The 22435-nt window shown below is 54.1% G+C and carries 20 protein-coding genes and 2 pseudogenes; 13 read left to right on the plus strand and 9 right to left on the minus strand.

Going from position 1 to position 22435, the window contains the following annotated elements:
• Nucleotides 1–17 precede the first annotated feature (17 nt).
• Nucleotides 18–1556, plus strand: coding sequence for an efflux transporter outer membrane subunit (locus FYB92_RS11825; RefSeq protein ID WP_332828722.1), 1539 nt, complete (start codon nt 18–20; stop codon nt 1554–1556).
• Between the two features lie 56 nt (nt 1557–1612).
• Here the strand turns inward: FYB92_RS11825 and FYB92_RS11830 are convergent, their stop codons facing one another.
• The 3 genes from FYB92_RS11830 to FYB92_RS11840 all read right to left on the minus strand — a co-directional run bounded on the left by FYB92_RS11830 (nt 1613) and on the right by FYB92_RS11840 (nt 4052).
• Entirely contained in the window at nt 1613–1843 is a 231-nt protein-coding gene (locus FYB92_RS11830; protein ID WP_332828723.1) for a hypothetical protein, read from the minus strand.
• Nucleotides 1844–2037: 194 nt separating this feature from the next.
• The gene (fixJ, locus tag FYB92_RS11835) at nt 2038–2655 is read right to left on the minus strand and encodes a response regulator FixJ (protein WP_075624220.1); all 618 of its coding nucleotides are present in this window, start codon (nt 2653–2655) and stop codon (nt 2038–2040) included.
• Nucleotides 2652–4052 (minus strand): sensor histidine kinase, encoded by a 1401-nt coding sequence (locus FYB92_RS11840; RefSeq protein ID WP_282759948.1) that lies wholly within the window; start codon nt 4050–4052, stop codon nt 2652–2654. Before FYB92_RS11840 ends, fixJ begins: the two co-directional genes overlap by 4 nt.
• A gap of 534 nt (nt 4053–4586) precedes the next feature.
• Between FYB92_RS11840 and FYB92_RS11845 the strand changes: the two genes are divergently transcribed.
• The 7 genes and pseudogenes from FYB92_RS11845 to FYB92_RS11875 form a co-directional block, all read left to right on the plus strand.
• The gene (locus tag FYB92_RS11845; protein WP_332828724.1) at nt 4587–5123 is read left to right on the plus strand and encodes a sorbitol dehydrogenase family protein; all 537 of its coding nucleotides are present in this window, start codon (nt 4587–4589) and stop codon (nt 5121–5123) included.
• Nucleotides 5124–5143: 20 nt separating this feature from the next.
• Nucleotides 5144–6787 (plus strand): GMC family oxidoreductase, encoded by a 1644-nt coding sequence (locus FYB92_RS11850; protein WP_332828725.1) that lies wholly within the window; start codon nt 5144–5146, stop codon nt 6785–6787.
• Nucleotides 6788–6905: 118 nt separating this feature from the next.
• Nucleotides 6906–8198, plus strand: a complete 1293-nt coding sequence (locus tag FYB92_RS11855) for a cytochrome c (RefSeq protein ID WP_239016008.1) — start codon at nt 6906–6908, stop codon at nt 8196–8198.
• A 24-nt stretch (nt 8199–8222) separates the two neighbouring features.
• The gene (locus tag FYB92_RS11860; protein WP_081380369.1) at nt 8223–8780 is read left to right on the plus strand and encodes a lipocalin-like domain-containing protein; all 558 of its coding nucleotides are present in this window, start codon (nt 8223–8225) and stop codon (nt 8778–8780) included.
• A 64-nt stretch (nt 8781–8844) separates the two neighbouring features.
• Nucleotides 8845–10635: an NAD-dependent malic enzyme gene (locus FYB92_RS11865; protein ID WP_332828726.1), complete on the plus strand. Its 1791-nt coding sequence runs from the start codon at nt 8845–8847 to the stop codon at nt 10633–10635.
• 38 nt (nt 10636–10673) lie between these two features.
• Nucleotides 10674–10895: pseudogene (locus FYB92_RS11870) on the plus strand (transposase); the annotation flags it as partial.
• Nucleotides 10896–10922: 27 nt separating this feature from the next.
• Nucleotides 10923–11096: pseudogene (locus tag FYB92_RS11875) on the plus strand (helix-turn-helix domain-containing protein); the annotation flags it as partial.
• Between the two features lie 20 nt (nt 11097–11116).
• Here FYB92_RS11875 and FYB92_RS11880 read toward each other — a convergent pair.
• From FYB92_RS11880 to FYB92_RS11895, 4 genes are all read right to left on the minus strand, one after another.
• Complete coding sequence (locus FYB92_RS11880; protein WP_332828727.1) at nt 11117–11461, minus strand: type II toxin-antitoxin system RelE/ParE family toxin; 345 nt, start codon at nt 11459–11461, stop codon at nt 11117–11119.
• A gap of 5 nt (nt 11462–11466) precedes the next feature.
• The gene (locus tag FYB92_RS11885) at nt 11467–11697 is read right to left on the minus strand and encodes a CopG family transcriptional regulator (RefSeq protein ID WP_040511764.1); all 231 of its coding nucleotides are present in this window, start codon (nt 11695–11697) and stop codon (nt 11467–11469) included.
• A gap of 535 nt (nt 11698–12232) precedes the next feature.
• Nucleotides 12233–13357 carry a DUF1176 domain-containing protein gene (locus FYB92_RS11890; RefSeq protein ID WP_332828728.1) on the minus strand — a complete coding sequence of 375 codons (1125 nt, stop codon included), beginning with the start codon at nt 13355–13357 and terminating at the stop codon, nt 12233–12235.
• A gap of 39 nt (nt 13358–13396) precedes the next feature.
• A protein-coding gene (locus tag FYB92_RS11895) for an IS5 family transposase (protein WP_332829011.1) occupies nt 13397–14175 on the minus strand; the annotation gives its coding sequence in 2 pieces (ribosomal slippage) (nt 13397–13836 and nt 13836–14175; 780 coding nt in all).
• 229 nt (nt 14176–14404) lie between these two features.
• Here FYB92_RS11895 and FYB92_RS11900 point away from each other — a divergent pair.
• On the plus strand, nt 14405–15061 hold the full coding sequence (locus FYB92_RS11900; protein ID WP_332828729.1) for a hypothetical protein: 657 nt from the start codon (nt 14405–14407) through the stop codon (nt 15059–15061).
• On the opposite strand, the gene FYB92_RS11905 is transcribed toward FYB92_RS11900, so the two are convergent.
• Nucleotides 15023–16173, minus strand: a protein-coding gene (locus tag FYB92_RS11905) for an IS3 family transposase (RefSeq protein WP_237915129.1) whose coding sequence is annotated in 2 segments (ribosomal slippage) — nt 15023–15915 and nt 15915–16173 — 1152 coding nt in all. Because the reading frame shifts where the segments join, the coding sequence is not laid out codon by codon here. The genes FYB92_RS11900 and FYB92_RS11905 overlap by 39 nt on opposite strands.
• 69 nt (nt 16174–16242) lie before the next feature.
• On the opposite strand from FYB92_RS11905, the gene FYB92_RS11910 reads away from it, so the two are divergent.
• The 4 genes from FYB92_RS11910 to FYB92_RS11925 all read left to right on the plus strand — a co-directional run bounded on the left by FYB92_RS11910 (nt 16243) and on the right by FYB92_RS11925 (nt 21364).
• Nucleotides 16243–16728, plus strand: a complete 486-nt coding sequence (locus FYB92_RS11910) for a hypothetical protein (RefSeq protein ID WP_332828730.1) — start codon at nt 16243–16245, stop codon at nt 16726–16728.
• A 481-nt stretch (nt 16729–17209) separates the two neighbouring features.
• Nucleotides 17210–18685, plus strand: coding sequence for an efflux transporter outer membrane subunit (locus tag FYB92_RS11915; RefSeq protein ID WP_332828731.1), 1476 nt, complete (start codon nt 17210–17212; stop codon nt 18683–18685).
• Nucleotides 18678–19838, plus strand: a complete 1161-nt coding sequence (locus FYB92_RS11920; protein ID WP_332828732.1) for an efflux RND transporter periplasmic adaptor subunit — start codon at nt 18678–18680, stop codon at nt 19836–19838. The genes FYB92_RS11915 and FYB92_RS11920 overlap by 8 nt, the downstream gene beginning before the upstream one ends.
• Nucleotides 19835–21364, plus strand: coding sequence for a DHA2 family efflux MFS transporter permease subunit (locus FYB92_RS11925; RefSeq protein WP_116100252.1), 1530 nt, complete (start codon nt 19835–19837; stop codon nt 21362–21364). Before FYB92_RS11920 ends, FYB92_RS11925 begins: the two co-directional genes overlap by 4 nt.
• 6 nt (nt 21365–21370) lie before the next feature.
• Here FYB92_RS11925 and FYB92_RS11930 read toward each other — a convergent pair whose 3' ends face one another.
• Nucleotides 21371–22297 (minus strand): LysR family transcriptional regulator, encoded by a 927-nt coding sequence (locus FYB92_RS11930; protein ID WP_332828733.1) that lies wholly within the window; start codon nt 22295–22297, stop codon nt 21371–21373.
• Nucleotides 22298–22435: the final 138 nt, after the last annotated feature.

The raw sequence follows: 22435 nt of genomic DNA on the forward strand, positions 1-22435 counted from the left end.
CATTTCGGAATATAAAAATGATGTTGCAATTTCCTCCGGTGCTTCGTGTGCGCACGGCAACAGCCATGCTTCTGTTGCTGACGCCAACTCTTCTGTCCGGCTGTATTCTTGTCGGTCCAGAATATAAACGTCCGAAAGCCATTCTTTCTGCACGTTTTAAAGAGGCGCAACCCGCCCCGGGATGGGATAAAGCCCGCCCCGAGATGGCGGCCATCCCAAAAGGGCAATGGTGGGCAATTTATAATGATCCTGTTCTGAATACCCTGGAGGAGCAGGTGTCGCTCTCCAATCAGAACGTCAAGGAATATGAAGCCAAATATCGCAAGGCCCGGGCACTTGTCACAGCAGCACGAGCCAGCCTGTACCCAACTCTTTCAGGTAGCCTGAATTTCTCGCGTAACAGTCAGGGTGGTACAGCAACGTCCACCAGTGGTACACAATATAGTTCAGGCATGACACGTAATACCTATGCCGCCGAACTGACGGCCGACTGGACGATTGATGTCTGGGGAAAAATCCGACGGCAAATCCAGGAGCAGGTGACAGCAGCACAGGCCAGTGCAGCCGATCTGGCGAACGCCCAACTCTCCTATCAGGAGCAACTGGCCGAGGACTATTTTGAGCTTCGGTATCAGGACACTCTGAAAGCGCTGCTGGAACGTTCGATCCGGTTATACGAACATACACTGACCATTATTCGTGCCCAGCACCAAGGGGGGACGGCCAATGGCAGTGATGAATGGCAGGCACAAAATACTCTGGATGCCGCACGAGCCAGTGCCACAGCGACCGATGTCAGTCGTTCAGAGTATGAACATGCGATTGCTGTTCTGATTGGTAAACCGCCTGCAGAACTTTCACTGGATCGGGATATCATGACATCCGTTGTCCCTGATATTCCTGTCACCATCCCCGCAAGTCTTCTGCAACGGCGGCCGGATATCGCTTCTGCCGAGCGTGCCATGGAGGAGTATAATGCCGCAGTCGGCGTTGCGATCGGCGCTTTCTATCCAGAGTTTTCTCTCTCGGCTTCCTATGGATACAGTGGCAACCCGGTGCAGTCGCTCATTCAGATCAGCAATCGTATCTGGTCTCTGGGCGCATCCGCTTCGCAAACCCTTTTCGAAGGGGGGGCAAGAACGGCGGCCGTGCAGGAAGCCAATGCTGACTATGACAGCGCCGTGGCAAGCTACAGACAGACCGTTCTGACAGCTTTACAGGACACGGAAGACCAATTGTCGAGTTTGCGGATTTTGAAACAGCAGGCCAGTGAGCAGCAGCAGGCTGTTCAGGCAGCACTCCATGCCGCAGATGTGTCACTCAGTCAGTATCAATACGGAACAGCAATTTATACGACGGTCCTGACCAACCAGCAGACGGCGCTCAGCAATCAGGAAACAGCGCTGCAAATTCAGGAAAGTCGTTTGGTGGCGAGTGTGAAACTGATCGTCGATCTTGGGGGCGGCTGGAATACTCAACAGCTTCCATCAAAAGGATCCCTGCAGGAGGATAATCCCCTTATTCCGGCCTTTCTGGAGAAACATAGCGGGAAGTAGCCCTTTATAACCTGCTTTGGGAATGTTTCTTCAGGCAGTGTACGCTTTAATCTTCCCTACAGACAGACCCGCCGCATATCACGCTCCAGCCGACCGACGGCGAACTGGCGATCATCCTGTGCGGCGATCTGGCGGCGATCCGGCAGTTCGCCGCGCACAAGAAAAACGCCACGGTCCATCCGGACAGTGGCGTTCTTGATACGTTCGTATCGCAAGGGGGGGAAGGCAACCAACGATACTTGCGACTGGTAGACGGGAAAATACCCCGCATCGCCGCTTAACAGCAAGCGATACCGAATCTACCCGTACATTCCTTGGTTTCCCTTCACCTATGCCCCTGCCACTACTTCATACAGCATCGATAACCTTTGGATAAGCCATGAACCCGATCCGAGGAGGCCTCTCGCACCACCATTAAAGCTACTCTACTCTATCAGGGGGTAATCTCCATATTGATCCAAAGCCTTGCGATCCTTCCAGATTAAGCTAGCAGCTCTCCCGCCACGAGCGCCATCCGCACCAATTCGGATAGGGTGCGAGCGTCCATTTTCGTCATGAGATTGGCTCGATAAATCTCTATTGTTCGCGGGCTTATTTCAAGCTCGCGGGCAATAGCCTTGTTCGATTGGCCATCGACAAGGCCACGGAGAACCTGTCGTTCCCTATTCGTCAGAACGGCGATCCGCTGGCGAACGACATGCGCCGGCGTCCGGCCGGCAGGGATTTCACCGTCGCTTTGCAAAGCAGAAGCCACCGCCTCGAGGATGGAATGGTCATCAAACGGTTTTTCGATGAAATCGCGAGCACCACCCTTCATCGCCTGCACAGCCAAGGGAACATCGGCATGTCCCGTGATCACGATGACCGGCAGGACTGGCCTTACGTCCTGAAGATGGCTGACGAGATCAAGGCCGTCCATGCCGGGCATCCGGATATCGGTAACAACGCAGCCATGCTCGATCCGGTCGAGGATGCTGAGGAACTCGTCCGCTGATGCGTAGGTCCGTGCGGTATACCCCGATGCAAGCAGCAGGAAGGCAAGGGACTCGCGCACGGCCTCGTCGTCGTCGATTACATGGACGATGCAGTCAGAATTCATTCGCCAAACCCCTCTATCCGGGCACAAGGGAGGGTAAAGAGAAAGCATGTTCCACCCCCGGGCACTGCCTGCGCCCAGATGCGTCCTCCATGGGCTTCTACGATGGTGCGACAGATCGACAGGCCGACTCCCATACCATGATCCTTCGTTGTCGAAAAAGGCTCGAACAGCTTACCGGCGATCTCTGGCCTCACTCCGGCACCGGTATCTGTCACGGAAACTCGTGCCATGCCTTCAAAGGCGTCAATTGCGACAACAAGACGCCGCTCGTGGCAATCTTCCATAGATTCCACGGCATTACGGATTAAGTTGAGCAGCACCTGCTGAATCTGGATTTTGTCCGCGATAACCTGATCGACATTGGAATCCAGTCGAAAGGACACATTGATCCCGCGCTCCGCAATGCCGACCAGCGCCAGCACCGCCATCTCCTCTACAAGTGCTGTCAGACTCTGTAACCCCAGGTCCCCTTCTCCTCGCGAGACGAACTCCCGTAACGACCGTATGATCTGACCTGCCCGCAGAGCCTGTGCCGCCGCTTTGTCTATGGCCTCCTGCACGCGCTCGTTCTGCCCGCTTCCCTTCTGCAGAAGACGACGGCCGCCATTGAGAAAGTTTGTAATGGCCGTCAGTGGCTGATTGAGTTCATGCGCCAGTGTCGCCGCCATCTCACCCATTGCTGACAGGCGGGAGATATGCGTGACTTCGGCCTGCAACTGCCGCATGCGGCGATCTGCCTCCTCACGCTCTGTAAGGTCACGCAGGAAAACAATCACAAATGGGCGCCCTCCCGAACTCAGGCGGCCTATGGACAGATCAACAGGAATCGTCGTCTCGTCCCCACGGCGGGCGATTGACGCAAATCCCTGCCGGTCGAGAACTGGAGGCGCACCAAGCTCCGGAACGATGGCCGCGATATTCATTCCGACCGCCTCCATCACATTCCACCTTAGCAATGTCTCGGCCGCATGACTGAATGACTGCACGATCCCCTGCTCATCCAGAATAATGATAGCGTCCGGAACGGCGTCGAGAATGGAACGTAGATGGGTTTCTCGTTCAAGGATGCGTTGCGCCATCGCCGCCGTGCGCCGCCGGGCACGCAGCAGCCATTCACCCCCGCAGGTGATCAGAACGCAGAGTGTCGCAAACAGGAGCGTTTCAACCCAGTTTTCGATCGACGGAGCACCGTCATACGCCAAAAGCAGGGAACCCAGCGCCGAGGCAAGGATCGCCGCAACGAGACCGGGCAAGAGGCCGCCGGTCACAGCACCAACAAGCACCCCGGGAAGGAGAAGGAGAAACAATGTTCTGGTGCTGCCAAGAAGCGGTGAAATCAGACAGCGTGAGAGCGCGCCCAGTATCACGAGGCCCAATGCAGCCAGAGAAGCAGTCACGAGGTGCCTATGCCGTGTCCGCAGCATGATCTCTTGATTTGACAGATCCCAGAAGTCCCTCAACGGCGCTCTCACTTTAACGGTGAACGATCGACCAGACGAAAGCAACTCCGTAATTATACGTAGTATCCTTCATTCAGAAAAAGCTACAACTTTAAGCTCTCAACGGCCATCACTCATTATGATGGTTCCAAGGGATGGAGGAATACGATCTTGATTTAAACATTTTATATTCCCAAAAAAAATAGTACAGATAGCAACAAAACACCATTTTTATTTTAAAATTTTCATATTATGGCGTTATTCGTAATTTTCACAAATACATTTACTTTCCTTAATGCCATAATTAAAATCCAGACATTAGGGATTTTCCAATATAATTACAATACACAGGTGCTTCACAACACCTCAATATCCCCAATCCGTTCTTGAATATATAAATAAATATTTTTTGGGATATTTATTTATATATTCAAGTCCACTCAACTATCGAAGCAATCACAACATGCAGTTGATGTGTGCAGGAGCCAGTAGATGACATCCTTCCGTAAAGAATTCAAAATAAACAGACGAAGCCTGCTTCTTGGCATAAGTGTGCTTGCCACCGCCGCCAGCTTTACACAGTCTCCGGGCCTTGCTGCATCCAACGGTTACATACATGAGCCTGACAGCATAGTACAGTTCATGCTCGTCTCGAAACTTCTTGTTCCACACGAACTGGATCCCTTTGTCGGTCATAAAATCCACAACGCACTCAGCGATGCCGAAGAGGGTTTTGACAATACAGTCACAGCACTTCAGGATTTCATCATGAAAAATGCCGTTGTGGATGTTGAACATCTCATGCCGGCACTGACTGATACGGCACTGAAAAACTCAGCCCTGAAAATAATATCAGCCTGGTATTCAGGCGTAGTGCACGGCAAATCGGGGGATCGCGTTGTCGCCTTTGAAGAGGCGCTCATGTTCAAAGTCACCAACGATGTCATGACGATCCCGTCCTACGCGAAGTCAGCACCCAATGCATGGGATGCGACTGCCGTTCCCCTCCTGAACATGCCTTCGTTCTGAGCTTCTCTGGAGAATTGTTCATGCCCTCCACTCTCAACAGCGATGTCGTCATTGTTGGTACTGGCGTCGTCGGCTGCCTGATCGCAGAACAGGCCCTTGATGCCGGGCTTTCCGTGCTCATGCTCGAGGCAGGCCCCCGTGTCAGTCGCGATACCATCGTTGAAAACTACCGTAACCTGCCCCCCACACTACGCAACCACTGGAACGCCCCGTATCCCCCCAAACCGTGGGCGCCACACCTTGAAACACGGACCCCGACTGAGGCCGCATCGTATCTTGACCTGACCGGACCAAATGCCAAAGCCTACGAGCAGGGTTACGTGCGTTACGCAGGCGGTGCCACCTGGCACTGGGCTGGTATCTGCTGGCGTATGACGCCCGATGACCTGCGGCTTAAAAGCCTCTATGGCGTAGGGCGTGACTGGGCCTTTAGCTATGATGTGCTTGAGCCCTACTATGCGCGGGCAGAACATGCGATGGGTGTCTGCGGCCCCGGCGACCCAGCCCTGCAATGGCCGCCGCGCACCGCGCGCTCTCGCCCCTACCCGATGGGGCCAATTCCCTTTGGTCCGGGCGAGCAGCGGTTGACCGATGTTGCCGCAACCCTTGGCATGCAGAACCTTCCCGCCCCACAAGCACGCAACAGTGGCGTTTCATTTGATGGCCGCCCCCCCTGCTGCGGAAACAATAACTGCTTTCCAGTCTGCCCGATCGCTGCAAAATACGATGCCGCAACCGCCCTGCCCCGCATCGAGGCAAAAGGCGGCAGGATCATCACGAATGCTGTCGCCTATCGCGTTGAAACAAATGCCCAGAAGAAGGTCGAGGCCGTTCACTACTACGACCCGAACAGAACCTCACATTCCGTTTCAGGCAAGATCTTTGTGCTGGCGTGCAATGGCATAGAAACGCCCAAGCTCCTCCTTTTATCGACTGATGACAAAAACCCCCGCGGTGTCGCCAATAGTTCAGATCAGGTCGGCCGCAACATGATGGATCAGCCAAAGCTGATCGCGGACATTGAAATGTCTGAACCACTCTGGACCGGCGTAGGCCCCGTTCAGAGCAGCAGTATCATGAACACAAGCCAGGGTGATTTCCGGCGGGAGTATGCCGGTGCCATGTTCCGTATGGAAAACATGGCGCGAAGCACACTCGGAGGTTTGGCGGCTCTTGAAAAAGGTCTTTACGGAAAAGCCCTCGATCAGGAAATCCGTCGTTTGTCAGCCTGCACAGCCCGCCTGACCGTTGAGCACGAACCTCTGCCGCTCCCCTTCAACCGCCTGACCCTGTCAGACAAAAAGGATTGGCTCGGCCTCAACCGTCCTCGCATCTATTATGATGTAGGCGACTATGTACGGAGGAGTGCTGAAAACTATACCGTTCCCCTTCTTAAAAAACTGGCAACTGCACTCGGCGCGACAGATATCAAGATTTCACCTGAATTCTTGCACAGCGATCATATCATGGGTGGCACGATCATGGGCAATGATCCAAGCGATTCAGTCGTGGATGCAGATTGCCGGGCCCATGACCATGACAATCTTTTCCTGCCTGGTGGTGCCGCAATGACGACCGGCGGCAGCGGGAACAGCACAATCACTATGGCCGCATTGGCACTTAAAGCTGCGGATGCAATCGTCGGGCAACTGAACCATGCTTAGAGTGATACAAACCAGACAGGCCTTCAGGTTCTCATTCCTTGCTGCTCTGGCAGGGCCGATACTCCTGTGCAGCGCCGCGTCAGCCGAAGATGACAGCAATACAGATCCAGGTGCCTACATGGCGGTCACATCAGACTGTGTCGCCTGCCATACCGCGCCGGGCGGCAAACCGTTTGCCGGTGGTCTGGCCATGAAAACGCCGCTGGGGACGATGTACTCAACCAACATCACGCCATCCAAAACATATGGTATCGGGGAGTATAGCGAAGCGGATTTCTCTCGTGCTGTCCGCAAAGGCATCCGCAAGGATGGGAGCAATCTCTACCCTGCAATGCCTTATACAGCATATTCTTACATGACAGATCAGGACATACATGACCTGTACCTGTATTTCATGAAGTCCGTTCAGCCAGTCGAGAGCGCCCCGCCAAAAACGGCCCTGCCTTTCCCAATGAACATCCGCAGCTCAATGCTGTTCTGGAATATCCTGTTTCGTAACAACACACCGTACCAGCCTGACCCATCACGCTCGGCAGAGTGGAACAGAGGGGCCTATCTAGCACAGGGCCCGGCGCATTGCGGAACCTGCCACACCCCTCGTGGCTTTCTGATGCAGGAAGAAGCTTCCCAGGCCCTTGGCGGGGGGAGCCTTGGTGCGTGGTACGCTCCCAATATCACCTCGGACAAAATCAGTGGCATAGGAAACTGGTCGCAGGATGAAATCAAGACCTACCTGAAATCAGGCCATATAGACGGTCTGGCACAGGCCGCGGGTGGTATGGGAGAAGCCGTCGAACACAGTTTCCAGCACCTGACAGAGGCTGACCTGAACGCCCTTGCGACATACCTTGCATCAACACAGCCAGTGCGTGACCCTGCTGATGGAAATCTCTCACGCTTCGCTCTTGGGCAGCCGGTTTCCAGCGCAGACCGTGTCAGAGGCGATCAACCCATTCGGTCGGAAGATAATCCCGATATTTCTGATGCTGAACTGTTTATGGGAAATTGTGCGTCCTGCCATAATTACAAGGCACAGGGTAGTCGCGACGGATATTACCCGTCATTATGGCACAACTCCGTTACAGGCGCCTCCAACCCGGACAATCTGATTGCAACCATTCTTTTTGGTATCGACCGTCATGTCACGGGTGCCCAAGCGTTCATGCCCGGCTTTGGAGGAAAGAAAACAGATGCCGTCCAGCTAAACGATGAGGAAATAGCCAAACTTACAAAATATGTTTTTGATACATATGGCAGGTCTCAGGTTTCTGTATCACCAGCACAAGTCGCCACGATCCGCCAGGGTGGTCCAAAATCACCACTCCTCGTTTTAAGCCGTATCGGCATGGCCGGGGGAGCCATTGTCATCGCACTCGGGTGTTTCTGGCTTTTGCGGACATTCCGTAAATAAAAAACGAAAAGGGAAGTAACCTTCATGGTCTTAGCAAAACATATTTCCTTGCATGTAAAATCAGTGATTGCTGTATGTGCAGTCAGTGTATTGACCGCCGCAGTGCCCGCATGTGCACAGGATACAAAAGAAGCCACATCAACATCCGCAGGGACAGCCAATCTGAAAAAAAATATCGTTGGCGTGTGGGGACTTGTTTCTTACAAAGTGGAAGATAAAGAAACGGGTAAGATGATTGATGCCATGGGATCATCCCCCCGCGGGCGTGTCATTTTCACGCCTGATGGGTGGGTTGCCTTCAATCTTGAAGGCAGTGACCGACAGCCGGCGAAAACAGATGCAGACCGCGCTCATTTGATGAAAACACTCGTTGCATATATCGGACGTTACAGAGTTGAAGGCAACCAATGGGTGACCAGTGTGCAGACGGCGTGGGCACCAGAGTGGGTTGGTACAGAGCAAAGACGCACCATAGAAATTAATGGCGATTATGCCAATGTCATTACACCATGGCGTAAAATGCCTAACTGGGACTCTGGAAAGCTGTCGCGCAGCATCATTCGATTTAAACGGATTGAATGATCTGTATCATTCCTGATCTCAAAATTTCAGCACCATGAAAATCAAACCACTCCAGGAGAGAGAAATGTTCAGCAGACAGGCAAAGATTACTGGCACAGGAAAATCGAGAAAAATCGAGACGATAGCAAGAGGCTATGATGTTTTGCGCGACCCCGCGCTCAATAAAGGCACAGCCTTTACCCAAGATGAGCGGGATTCTCTCGAACTGAACGGGCTGCTACCACCGGTCATCACGACTGAGCTGGAACCCCAGTTAACCCGTGCTCTGTCTGCTTATCGTAAAGCACCAAGCGATCTCGATAAGCACATTTACATGTGGCGGCTTCATGATAACAACGTGACGCTGTTTTACGCCTTGCTCCAGCGTCATCTCATGGAAATGCTGCCTGTTGTGTACGATCCTGTCGTTGGGCAGGCCATAGAGCAGTATAGTGAAGTCATAACCCGCCCTCGCGGTATTTTTCTCAACATTAACGAGCTTGAGAAAATTGAAGAAAAACTCGCGGCGTTCGGCGCCAGCGCGGACGACATTGACCTGCTGGTTGCCAGTGATGCGGAAGAAATTCTTGGCATTGGCGACTGGGGGGCCAACGGAATAGATATCTCCATCGGGAAGCTGGCAGTCTATACCGCCGCGGCAGGCGTTGACCCACACCGTGTCATTCCGGTTGTTCTGGATGTTGGGACAAATAATGAAAAACTTCTCAACGACCCACTCTATATCGGATATCGGCATAGCCGCGTTGTCGGCAAGGTTTATGACGATTTCATCGACGCATATGTAACAGCCGCCAGAAAACTCTTCCCCAAAGCCATGCTGCACTGGGAAGATTTCGGCTCAACAAATGCCCGCCGTATTTTAAGCCGTTTCCGTGACACGGTTCCCACCTTTAACGACGATATGCAGGGAACTGGCGCCATTGTACTGGGGGCGTTGCTCAATGCAGTCCAACGCAGCGATACCCTCTGGTCCGATCAGCGTGTGGTCATTCTGGGAGCCGGGACAGCCGGTGTGGGTATTGCCGATCAAATTCGTGATCAGATGATGCGGCATGGCCTTTCACGGGACGAAGCGACCCGTCGCATCTGGCTGGTAGATCTGCCCGGCCTGTTAACCGACGACATGCAGCATGGACTTCTTGATTTTCAGATCAGCTATGCCAGACCATCTTCTGAAGTTCAGTCATGGACTCGTGCCTCAGCCGATACTTTGGCTGCCACCGAAACCAGATGGCCGGCAATGGCTGCCTTGCGTCATGAAAAAGCACAGAATGGCGGCATTATCGAGCTGGCTGAAGTCGTTAAAAATGTGCATCCAACCATTCTTATCGGCACCTCGACCACCCCTCACCTCTTTACCGAAGAACTAGTGAAGGATATGGCCGCGCATGTCGAGCGCCCGATTATTCTTCCGCTATCCAACCCGACAAACCTGCACGAAGCTACCCCCACCCAGCTTATTGAGTGGACAGAAGGCCGAGTGCTCGTCGCAACGGGCGCGCCGTTTGATAATGTCGTCTATCAAGGTGTTTCCTACACAATAGGCCAGGCGAACAATGCAGCCTTGTATCCGGGCCTTGGCTTCGGGACGATCGTATCGCGAGCGCGTCAGGTTTCTGACGAAATGATCTTTGCTGCCGCACAAGCAGTCGCCAGCCAGGCAACAGATACCGCTCCCGGTTCGGCCCTATTGCCGTCCAACGCAGACCTTCGTGCAACATCAAGCGTTGTCGCCATCGAGGTTGCGCGCAAGGCACAGGAGCAGGGTCTGGCACAGTCTGAAATCACGGATATAGTTGAAGCCGTGAATGTCCATCAGTGGTGGCCTGTTTACGAAACTGTGACCGCAATTTAGCGCCTGTTAGAACTTGAAATTCTTACAATCTTATAGGGATGCGAGAAGGCGACGGAACCAGTAGCGGGACTTTTACGGACAAGGCATGGGCGATCTGGGAACCTCTGATTGAGGCGGTTCGCCCGATGGGCAAGACGCCGTCCCATGATCCGCGGCGCACGATAGCAGTGATTTTCTGGCGTCATGAGAATGGTGCAAAATGGCGAAGCATCCCTGCGGAACTGGGGCCGTGGTGGCGGGCGGCACAGTTTTTCATCCGCAGGTCACTGCTGATCGCAGCAAGGCGCGGCAAAGGCCTGACCCAGGCCACGCTGGCGGAGCGGCTCGGCAAACCCCAATCCTATGTCGCGAAATACGAAACCGGCGAGCGCCGGATCGACGTGATCGAATTCCTCGACATCACAACCGCCATCGGACTCGATGCCGCTGACATTCTTGCCAGTCTCCTGGAAGATCACTGAATCAGTGCAGCCTCATTCGATCACTGTTCCGAACTATCGCCTTCATCAGGATCTCGCAGCCAGCCCGGAATATCCTGATGGGCGTGCAGAACGCGCCATACATCCAGATGGTCCTCACGTTCGATGTAGAAAACCACGAACGGCCAGTTCCGAAGAGTGAGCGCACGAAGTCCCGGAAGATCGAGTTCATACCCGCAACGCGGCGAGCCGATGCCGGGATATTGCCCGATCAGGGTCATCCCCTCTTCGAGCGCACCGACAAACCGGTCGGCCACAGCACTTCCGGCTTTCCCGACATAATCGTCAATGATCCGATCGATATCCCGCTCGGCCTGCTCGCGCAGTACCGCACGTCTGGTCGTCATGATGATCAGGCACCGCGCACACGCGACCGCAGGCGTTCGAAATATGCGGCATCCGCCGTGGAGCCTGCTGCGGATCGACCACCCTCAAGCAACATACCACGCAGACGCTGCCTGTCCTGGTCCTTGCGGATCAGCTCGCGCACGTACTCGCTGCTGGTGCCAAAGCCACGGCCGGCAACCTGCTGGTCAACGAAGCTTTTCAGGGCTTCTGGCAGAGAGATGTTCATGGTGCTCATGGAGGCAGAATACTCGAGTATGGCAAAAATTGGCAACATGATTCATGCCTGCCCGCGTCATAATCCCAGCCCCCGCTGATGCCCGAGTTGCCAGTCCATAGCACCCGCGCGCATGGCGCCGCTGATCGGCGACGCGCAAGGCGAGGATGTGGCGCAAAAATTTACGCAATGGATGAAGGAAGCGTAAGCTTTCGGATGATCCGTCCCGGACATCGCGGGCTCTGGTCGCCGATATCGAGGCGCTGGTTCGAGTCTGACCGGACTGCCTAAAGAACCTCGCTCCCATGTTCACGCACACATGAAATCAGCCCCAACTACGCTGCGTTTTCACTCCCATTTGCATCCTGCGGTGTGATTTGGGCAAAAAAAGCCACCCTTGATGGTGGTTTTTCTTATGTATTTTCAGACACTTATATATGGTTGCGGGGAAAGACAACCAACGATACTTGCGATTGGTTGGCTGCAGAATACCCCGGGCTTGCTGCATGACATGGCAATAATACCAGGCGAGCGGGATCGTCCACACAGAACTTGCCTACTCCGTCCTCTGTTCCCTTTGCTGGACCTTCGATCGATACAGAACCGGCCAGTCACCCGACATGCTGCCGCCACAGCCAAGCTGAAAGGTCATCCTCATCAGAACAAAATGGTGGCCATCCCACCGCCATTCATGAGAAGCACCGCAATAAGCCAGACCCATGCCTTTGTAAAAGTCCGTAAACGTTCCAGTCGCCACGTCAAAATCAGGGTTTGTCACAATACTTCCTTCATCGCCTGTGTCCCCCTCGATCAGGACGGGACTTGGCAGGCTGGCGGGCTCAGGTTGGCCATTGCCGGTGCGCGGGACGACAAAAACCAAGGACGTCCCCTGATATGCCGCCATCGAACATCCGAACAAAATAAGCGCATTGTTCTTGTCCAACCCGTAAGCCTCTGTTTCCAGAAGGCTATCAGTTCCTTTATCCAGACTATCACAACTCTGCTTTTTTATGAGCTTAGCCTGCGTTCTTTCTGTCCATGCCATCAAGCGGGCCCGCTCTCTGCGGGCAAGAACGATGGAGCGATGAGCGGATGGAGCGGGCGGCAGTAATGGCGCGGGAGGTACGGCGCTGGCTGATTTCGTCCCCGTACGGATCAGTGCTGTTACACCGTCCAATCTTCCCTGTCGGTCATCCATGTGCAACATTGCAGCACTTAACCCGTTCAATGGCACGATCCCATCACGTACCTGCAGCATTGTCCCGTTGCGCAACTGCGCCACAAACGCCGTAACGACTTCAGGCCGTTTTCCAGACAGAATCGTGATTCCGTCCCGTGTGTTGAGTGCCCATGCCGAACGGTCCAACAACAACGGCCTGCCGTCCACACGCAGATCCGCCAGCCCAAAGGGAAACCCGGCGGCCAACCGCGCTTCAATCACACCATCCGGTCCGGCATCACGAATAAAGCGCAGGTCAACCGATCCGTTGATTGGCCTGTCGTCTGGCATGGTCGAAGTGACATCGTCATCACCCTGTACAAATCCCTTGGCTTCGCAGGTCAAAATATTGTCGCATGCAATCAACCACGATCCATAAACGTCATAAGATGGCATTGCCGCCTGAGCTGCCCCGGTCACAATCAGGAATAGAAAGATTAAGGGCATACATCCATTTTTCATCCTATTCTCTTTCTACATGTCTGATTAAGCTAGGGCCTGTTAGGCCTTGATATAGTCTGCTGTAGCAGCGATGAGAATGACGGAGAGGAAGGATGCGGCGGTTTTCTCATATCGGGTCGCGACAGCCCGCCACTCCTTGAGCCTTGCCCACAGGTTTTCGACCAGATGCCGGTGTCTGTAAGCCCATTTGGGACAAGCGACTTCTGGATCATTCTTCCTTGGCGGGATGACAGGACGAGATCCACGGTTCCAAAGATCTTCACGAAATTTATGTGAGGCATACCCACGATCGCAGACGACATGGATTGGTGGGTATGGCAGAGCGTCAAGCAGGGCGTAGGCACACGGTAATTCATGTGCCTGTCCGGGTGCCAGCGTGAAGGACAGTGCCCTGCCATGACTGTCCGCAGCTACGCAGACCTTGGTGCCAAATCCTCCACGTGAGCGGCCAAGAGCCTCACGATCCTTTCGGCGTTCTCTGTGCCCCCTTTTTTAGCCGCTCCGGCCGCTTTATGATGGGCACGGATTGTCGTGCCATCAAGAAAGACCATGCCGAGGTCTTGATCCCTGTCTTTGGCCTTTTCAAAGAGGCGCTGCCACACACCGAGTTTCGACCAGCGAATGAACAACTGTGCTGCAATCCACCAGGGACCAAACTCTGATGGCAAGGCACGCCACTTCGCGCCGTTCTGATGGCGCCAGAAAATCGCGGATATCGTCCGTCGAAGGTTCTTTGGTGGGGTCTTGCCCTTCGGACGGACTTCCTCGATCAAAGGCTCCCAGACAGACCATGCGGTATCGGAAAAGACAGACTGCATCATGCTCATCATAAACAGCTATGCAATCCGTTCCGTCATTCAAGGCCTAACAGGCCCTAAAGCCACCCTTGTAATAGGGTCCGTTTTCAGGCGAACAACCTGAATGGCTGATATCCAACATGACGGCAATTGCGGCCGGTCCGTAAACGGCGTTAGAATGATATGGCCAGATAATTTTATATTATACTGCTGACCAACTTCAATATAGCCTAGTGGTGGAAAGAATAAAGTGTACGTCTCATTATACGGGGAGCGATCAGACATCAAGCCGGAGGAGGAATACTTTACCACAACTCCGGAAGGGATTTGGCAGCATCAAGAAATTAGCTCACTTTCTCGTGGCATCATGGATGCATTTGAGAGGTTGAACATGAAATCTCTTCAATTGCTGTTTGAATCTGCCGATCAGTTTTGGAACACGTTAGAGGGTTCTGATTTTAATATTATGCATGCTGGATTAGACCCGGAGGCGCTGTGTAGTCGAGATGAATTTAACAACGCCGTGTTGGAGACAATAAATAATGAAACGAAGCGTCTTTTATATTATTATTCAATTAGACACTACAACCACGTAGCGCAAAATATAGTTAATCATATTATTGTCAGTCTTGGGGACGCATATGCAGCTCTTGCCGCGCCAAATCTCTATGAAAACGTCCCGCTTGACTTACAGTTGACTGGAGCAGGAGAGACATATCGGAACACCGTTTCACCTTTAGGTTTCAGGATTTGGACCAACTTTAATTTCTGCATCGAAAAAATTGTGAGTTTCCTTGATTTTAGTACGAAGTATGTCACTGACTTATCAAATATAAAGCCTGTGACGTGCCCCCTTTTTTGTATCCACTTAAAAGGAGAGTTCCCGTTTTTTATGGCTTGGGGTTGATGGAATGACAAGGGTCTCGGGGGCATGCCCCCGAGACCCTTGTCTGGCGATCTGATCCGGTGTCCTGCCATCCAGCTGGGAATGGGGACGCACCGTATTGTAGTCTTCCCGCCAGTCAGCCAGAACCTGTCGGGCATGGCTGAGAGACGTGAACAGCGTCTCGTTGAGGCATTCATCCCTCAACCGGCCGTTGAAACTTTCGACAAAGCCGTTCTGTTGCGGTTTCCCGGGGGCGATATAGTGCCATTCAACCTTCATCTCATCCGCCCATTTCAGGATGGCATGGGATGTGAACTCCGTACCGTTGTCGCTGACAATCATGAGGGGTTTGCCATATCGTTCCACCAGGGCCGTCAGTTCCCGCGCCACACGTCCACCTGATAATGACGTGTCGGCAACCAATGCCAGGTTCTTGCGACTGAAATCGTCGATAACAGCCAGAATGCGGAACCGGCGGCCACAGATCAGGGCATCCGAGACAAAATCCAGGCTCCAGCGCTGCCCGGGTTCCTGAGGGATGGTCATGGGAGAACGCGTCCCCAGTGCCCTCTTGCGGCCGCCCCGATGGCGGACTTTCAGCCCTTCCTCCTGGTAAAGACGGAACAGCTTCTTGTGATTGGGGCTGAACCCTTCGCGTGCCAGAAGATAACCCAGGCGGCGATAGCCAAAGCGGCGTCTCTGGCTCGCCAGATCCCGCAGGCGCTGGCGCAGGGTGGCATCATCTGCCCGGGTGGAAACATACCGCGCAACACGCCTGGCAAGACCAACAAGGGCACAGGCGCGACGCTCACTCACCTCCAGAGCCTTTTGAAGGTGTAGGACCGCCTGCCGCTTTGCGACAGGCGTCACCACTTTTTTCCAACAATTTCCTTCAACGCCGCATTATCCAGCATCGCATCCGCCAGGAGACGCTTCAGACGACCGTTTTCATCTTCCAAGGCCTTCAGTCGTTTGGCCTCAGATACCTCAAGGCCACCATAGCGGGTCTTCCATTTGTAAAACGTCGCATCACTGATCCCGTGTTTGCGGCAAAGATCAGAGACCTTGAGCCCAGCCTCCTGTTCCTTCAGCACCCCTATGATCTGCTCTTCCGTAAAACGACTGCGTTTCATTCGTCCGTATCCTTCTCGATCGGACTCTACTTTAAAATGGTTACATTTTCGGGGGGCACGTCACCTGAAATGACCTCTTGGAAATCGAAGGCAAGCGATGTTTCATTCGGAAAATGGAAACATGCTCCGTTGGCGAAAGGTACGCCTTTGTGTGAGTTAAGTGACGAACTTCGCTTGATTATGTCTTTGCGCGACGAAACCGTCCATAATGGTACAATTGACCATTTTTCCAGGGTTTATGAGCATGCTTCTGCAGAAAAAGTGGTAAGGCGCTTTGTCCTGATGCCTGACTATCAGAAAGGTCGGCTACTTACTGCTGGAGGTCGCAAGCGTTTCTATTCTCAAGACAATCATCTCAACGCTATACTCCCTGATATACTGAGCAAGATTTTCACTGATACATTAACATCCCTAGACCAGATAGATGACAAGATTACACCAAGGTGGGATGATCTAAAGGCTTATGAAGAGAAATGTCCTGAAATTTTTGCAGCCTTGAAGATAGCTGAAGAAGAAAATGTTTTTATGAAGTTTATTCCAAATGACAAAAAATAATTCTCACCATTATTGGGGTGGCTTTCACTCTTTAGATGATGAGCAATAGACCGTCTTATGCTGTTAGCATATGAAATAAATTGATTTAGTTTGACTCAATTTTACTGTTGAAATTGTATCAAATTGCGTCCGCTATGCAGAAACATTTTAAGAAGAATGATTGTCTGGGATGAAGACGAATGCGGAATGGATATTACGGGGTCGGAATGGACGAGAGAAGCAATTCGTAGCGTTGACGTTTATAAATGTTAACCGCGAACCATTTCTGGCTTCTTTTGGTCGTGAGGTCAGGTTGGATTGCCGCTGTGCAGAAATCGAATCAGCCTGTTTGAAAATATCAAAGGTAGTGATGTAAGGAAACTACAAGACAGCATAGCGGCCGATTACTTGAGATGAAATGAATCATTCCATTCCACGGCATTTCTGATCAGTATGGACCTTGGTAGGCAATGGTTCCTGAAATCACAGGAACTACGGTGCGATGTACACTACAAATCGAGTACAGACGCGAGCGTGGCTGCTGTTCTGTTCCACTCTTCTGGCCCTTTCAGGATGTGCTCCCGGCAGGGATGAGCGTCCTGAAGGTAAAATCACGGATGTCAGCATCCTGAAAAGCGGTCATGATATTGAACAGGCGCAACAGCAGTCTGCTCACACATCTCCCGCCAAGGCATGGTGGCTGGTCTATCATGATCCTCAGCTTGAGCGGCTCGTAGGAGACGCGCAGGAAAGTGCTCCCTCGATCCAGATTGCACAGGCACGGTTGCGTGAGGCTGCTGCCGTAGAAGGCGCAGCGCGAGCCAACCAGTTGCCCCATGTCGATGGGTTCGGCTGGATAGCAGGAGAGCAATTCCCTGATCACTCTTATTATCCCGCGCCATACAAAGGAAATTTCGGGAGTGAGGGTAAACTCCAGCTTGATGTTCAGTATCATGTCGATTTCTGGGGATGTTGGCGAAAACTGACACGTTCGGCACGCTACTGGCAGAAGGTTTCCTCTCTTGAGGTCGCTGATGCGCGCCTTCTGATTCAGACGGCAATGGTCAGTGCTTATGTAAGACTGGATGCAGCGTATCGGATGCGCGATGTGGCTCAGCAGGGGCTTTCACGGCGTGAAGGCATCGTGGAAATGCTGGCGTTACGGGAAAAGGCCGGGCTTTCGACCGACATCAATGCTGTGACGGCCCGTGAGGCCCTGACCGACACCCGCAGCCAGATTGATCTGCTGGACGGAGAGATCAGTGCCCGCAGACATGAAATCGCGGCCCTTCTCGGCAAAGCGCCTGACTTCGGGGACGTGATCGCACGGCCGCATCTGCCGGTTATTGCTGATCCGGCGCCATTGTCGAATGTTCCGGCTGTTCTTCTGGGCTATCGGCCTGACGTAGAGGCCAAACGTGCGGCAGTGGAAGCCACATCCAACGCCGTTGGTGCGGCCCGCGCGGCATTCTATCCCGATGTCGATCTTGTTGCCTTTGCTGGTTTCCGGTCTCTCGATATCGGTCACATGATGCGACCGGGCAGTGTCGCGACACAGTTTGGGCCAGCCGTCACCCTTCCTATTTTCGAGGGAGGTCAGCTCCGTGCCGCCCTGAAAAATCGGCTCGGTGAGTACGATGCTGCTGTCAATGACTACAACGCGACAGTGTCAAAGGCGCTGCAGCAGGCCGCTGACGGAATCTCCGACCTGAAGGCAAGGCAGGCCGCCCGGCAGGAAGCCGAGGCCGCTGTCAGGCACTGGCAGCATGTCGTCGATCTTGAACGCATCCGTCAGAAAAATGGTCTTTCGGACACCAATGATCGTCTGGCGGCCGAAACGGCATTGCTGCTCTCTGAGCGCCGTTCAGTCGAGGCAGCCGCACGCGTCGCTGAAGCCCAGATCACCCTCATTCGCGCACTCGGTGGCGCCTGGTCGCCTTCTTTCACTTCCTCTGCAGGGCAGAAATACCATGGCTGATACTCCTGTTCCGGCGGCTGCGGATCCTGCCGTTACCCGTCGCAAGCGTCTGCTCTGGCTCGGTGGTGGTCTCGCAATCATCGCGGTTGGCTGGGGCGCCTATACTTTTCTCTCCAATGGTGCACTCGTTTCTACAGACGACGCATACGTCAATGGGCATGTCGTGGCGATTACACCACAGGTCGCGGGTACTGTCCGGGCCATCGGGGCGGACGACACTGATCGTGTGTTGACAGGTGCATCACTCGTGGAACTGGATACAAGTGACATGCGTATCAGGCTGGAGGCTGCTGAAGCCGGCCTGGGTCAGGCCATCCGTCATGTCCGGAGACTTTTCGCGGCTTTGGACGAAGCCCGTGCGCTCGTTGCTGTCCGTCAGACAGAACTGGATCGGGCATCGGCCGATCTCCGGGCACGCCGTATGGTGGTTGGCCAGGGGGCTGTGACGGCGGAAGAAGCCCGACATGCCTCGGATGCCACCAATACGGCGAAGGCCGCCCTTCAGGTTGCACAGGCGGCGTATACCGTTGCGCTGTCCCAGACACAGGGCACGACGCTTCCTACCCATCCAGATGTTATTGCAGCAAAGGCCAGGCTCCGGGCGGCAACGCTGGATATGGAGCGTGCCACGGTGCGGACGCCGGTCGGAGGCATGGTCGCAAAACGTGATGTCCAGCTTGGACGCCGCGTCGCTGTTGGTGATCGTATGATGGCCGTCGTGCCTTTCGACCAGTTCTGGATCGACGCCAATTTCAAGGAAAGGCAACTTCGGCACGTCTGCGCCGGTCAACCCGCCACCATGACTGCGGATGTTTATGGCAGCAGCGTGATCTATCACGGTCATGTCATGGATGTGAACGCTGGCAGTGGCGCGGCTTTCGCCTTACTGCCGGCCCAGAACGCAACAGGGAACTGGATCAAGGTTGTGCAGCGTGTGCCTGTACGTATCGCATTCGATCCGGTGGAACTGGCCCGTAAGCCTCTCCGGATCGGAATGTCGACCGAGGTGGAGATTGATACCGGACGGTGCGATCCACAGGCGGCCAGTCGTCCAGCAGTCGCTGTTGGTACAGACCTTTATACAGAGCAGCAGCAGGCTGCGGACCGTCATGTTGCGGAGATCATGAAGAAAACCCTGGGAGAGGCGGAATGAGCAGGCCGGCTCCCCAGCCAATCCAGCCGCTGTCAGGGCCGCTCCTGGCGTTCGCGGCGATGACAATCGGTCTTGCCTCCTTTATGGCCGTGACGGATATCACGATCGCGAACGTCTCGGTCCCGACCATTTCCGGCAACCTTGGTGTCAGCACCGAAATCGGCGAATGGACCATTACCTCTTTCGGAATTGCGAACGCCATTTTCATACCCCTGACGGGTTGGCTGTCGCGTCGGTTCGGGCAGGTCAGGCTGTTTGTCTGCGCGGTGGCAGCCTTCACGGTTGCCTCAGTGCTTTGTGGCATGGCGCGCTCCTTTCCGCTGTTGCTTGGTTTTCGTGTCCTTCAGGGCATGGTGTCAGGTCCGATCGTGCCACTGAGCCAGGCATTGCTCGTTGCCATATTTCCGCCGGAAAAACGGACACTGGCGGTTGCCATGTGGGCCATGACGAACATGGCGGGGCCGGTGGCAGGGCCTGTACTCGGCGGTTGGATTACGGACGAATACACCTGGCCGTGGATCTTTCTTGTCAACGCACCGGTTGGCATTTTCGTGGTGGTCTCCACATCGGCGCTGCTTCGGGGACGCGATACACCGACTGTCAGACTTCCGGTTGACGTAATCGGTCTGATCCTACTTGCCATTGCCATGGGGTGTCTGCAGGTGGCGCTTGACCGTGGACGGATACTCGACTGGTTTGCTTCGCCTTTCATCTGCACAACAGCGATCCTGTCTGTGCTGGGACTTGTATTTCTCGTTGTATGGGAACTGGGCGCCAAATATCCCATCGTTGATCTGCATTTCTTCGCATACAGGAATTTTGCAGTTGGAACGGTCGCGGTGGCCATCGGGTTCGGGTTGTATTTCGCAGCCCTTGTGCTGGTGCCACTCTGGCTACAGACCGATATGGAATACAATGCGACATGGGCAGGGCTCGTGACTGCCCCCATGGGTGTATTTGGTATCCTGCTTGCGCCCTTTCTTGGGGCATGGGTCAGAAAGGGGGATGCGCGCCTCTTCGCGTCACTGGCCTTCTTCTGCTGGGCCGCTGTGGCGTTCTGGCGGGCAAATTTCACGACGGATATCGATGCCGGTACGATTGCTCTCACCTGTCTGGCCCAGGGGATAGGGATCGGCTTTTTCCTGACACCTCTGACGGCTCTTTCCCTGTTTGGCATTCCGCCGGAACGCCTCGCGGCCGCGTCCGGGCTCCAGACAGCCATTCGCATGATGTCTGGAAATCTTATCGCCTCTCTCGCCCAGACGTTCTGGGATCGGCGCTCCCGTTATCATCAGGCGCATCTGGTTGAGACACTTACGCCCTATCACGATCGTGCGGCGGATGCGGTGACGACCCTGAAAGGTGCGGGGCTGACGGAGGATCAGGCCTGGGGCTCTATCTACCATCAGGTGCTGGTTCAGGCAGACATGGTTTCCATGAATGAATTCTACATGATCTCCACATTTGCCTTTACGGCATCCGTGGGAATCATCTGGATTGCCCGACTGCCTCGAAAGAAAAGCTGAGTCCGATCAGGACGTCTTATCGTCCTGACGCCTCACCGGTGCACAGACTTCGCGCACGCATTGTCTGAGAAAGCGGTGCGCTGCATCGCGATCGAAACGGGGATGCCATGCCTGTGCAATGACAAGTGTATCGAGGGGTACAGGAATATCGAACGTTCTCAATTGTATCCCCAAAGCTTCGACAGCACGCAGGACAAAGCGCGGTACGAGGGCGATCAGTTCCGTACCGGGAAGAGCAGCGATCGCCAGCATGAAGGAAGGAACGATGAGAGAAACCTCTCGCTGAAGCCCGCAATGCGCCATCAGCGCCTGATCAACAGGCCCTTCCGCGCGTCCCCGGCGTGAGACACTGATTTGCGGAAACGATACAAAGTGTTCCGGAGAAATTTCAGTTTTGAAGATAGGGTGGTCCGGAAGTGCCAGTCCGATATGATGATCGCGAAAAATGGTCTGAACCCGTACTTCCGGTCCCATGGCCCGGAGCGCCCCGATATCGAGATCAATGCGTCCTTCGCGCAGCGCATCGTCGTCGGACTCATGTTCCTGGGCAAACCGGAGTTCCGCTTTCGGGGCATCATGAGCGATCCGGGCTGCGAGGCTTGAGGCGAACGCCGCTGTAAATCCTTCATTTGCCCGGATTGTAAACCGTCTTTCCAGTCGGTCGAGATGCAGTTCCGTGTTCGGCAGGAGAACGTCCTGAGCTTCGGCAATGATGTTGCGGATCCGGGCGTGCTGGGTGCGGGCATACTCCGTGGCGACAAGTTCCCGTCCTGCCCGTACCAGAATGGGATCGCCCATGATTTCACGGGCACGGGCGAGCAGACGGCTCACGGAAGGTGGGCTTAGCCCAAGGCGTTCCGCTGTACGGCCCACGCTCTGTTCCTCAATAAGGATGTCCAGTGCATGGAGAAGATTGAGGTCCGTTGGTTTCACGTTTTCAAATCACTCCACGTCTTACGTCACGACCTTGTTCAGGATGCCAGTAATCTTCAGATGCGACCATTTCATATAATGGAATGATACTTTCCATTTCACGGTATTTTTTGAAGGTTGGATCAGACCGTAAGGTGT

The sequence above is a fragment of the Novacetimonas sp. GS1 genome, from assembly GCF_036686925.1.
Lineage (GTDB): Bacteria > Pseudomonadota > Alphaproteobacteria > Acetobacterales > Acetobacteraceae > Novacetimonas > Novacetimonas hansenii.

Bases quoted from the DNA above. Each gene is read 5' to 3' on its own strand.
- FYB92_RS11825 (WP_332828722.1), top strand. From the start codon at position 18: ATGATGTTGCAATTTCCTCCGGTGCTTCGTGTGCGCACGGCAACAGCC.
- fixJ (WP_075624220.1), bottom strand. From the start codon at position 2,655: ATGAATTCTGACTGCATCGTCCATGTAATCGACGACGACGAGGCCGTG.
- FYB92_RS11845 (WP_332828724.1), top strand. From the start codon at position 4,587: ATGACATCCTTCCGTAAAGAATTCAAAATAAACAGACGAAGCCTGCTT.
- FYB92_RS11850 (WP_332828725.1), top strand. From the start codon at position 5,144: ATGCCCTCCACTCTCAACAGCGATGTCGTCATTGTTGGTACTGGCGTC.
- FYB92_RS11855 (WP_239016008.1), top strand. From the start codon at position 6,906: ATGGCGGTCACATCAGACTGTGTCGCCTGCCATACCGCGCCGGGCGGC.
- FYB92_RS11860 (WP_081380369.1), top strand. From the start codon at position 8,223: ATGGTCTTAGCAAAACATATTTCCTTGCATGTAAAATCAGTGATTGCT.
- FYB92_RS11865 (WP_332828726.1), top strand. From the start codon at position 8,845: ATGTTCAGCAGACAGGCAAAGATTACTGGCACAGGAAAATCGAGAAAA.
- FYB92_RS11880 (WP_332828727.1), bottom strand. From the start codon at position 11,461: ATGACGACCAGACGTGCGGTACTGCGCGAGCAGGCCGAGCGGGATATC.
- FYB92_RS11885 (WP_040511764.1), bottom strand. From the start codon at position 11,697: ATGAGCACCATGAACATCTCTCTGCCAGAAGCCCTGAAAAGCTTCGTT.
- FYB92_RS11890 (WP_332828728.1), bottom strand. From the start codon at position 13,357: ATGAAAAATGGATGTATGCCCTTAATCTTTCTATTCCTGATTGTGACC.
- FYB92_RS11910 (WP_332828730.1), top strand. From the start codon at position 16,243: ATGACCTCTTGGAAATCGAAGGCAAGCGATGTTTCATTCGGAAAATGG.
- FYB92_RS11915 (WP_332828731.1), top strand. From the start codon at position 17,210: ATGTACACTACAAATCGAGTACAGACGCGAGCGTGGCTGCTGTTCTGT.
- FYB92_RS11920 (WP_332828732.1), top strand. From the start codon at position 18,678: ATGGCTGATACTCCTGTTCCGGCGGCTGCGGATCCTGCCGTTACCCGT.
- FYB92_RS11925 (WP_116100252.1), top strand. From the start codon at position 19,835: ATGAGCAGGCCGGCTCCCCAGCCAATCCAGCCGCTGTCAGGGCCGCTC.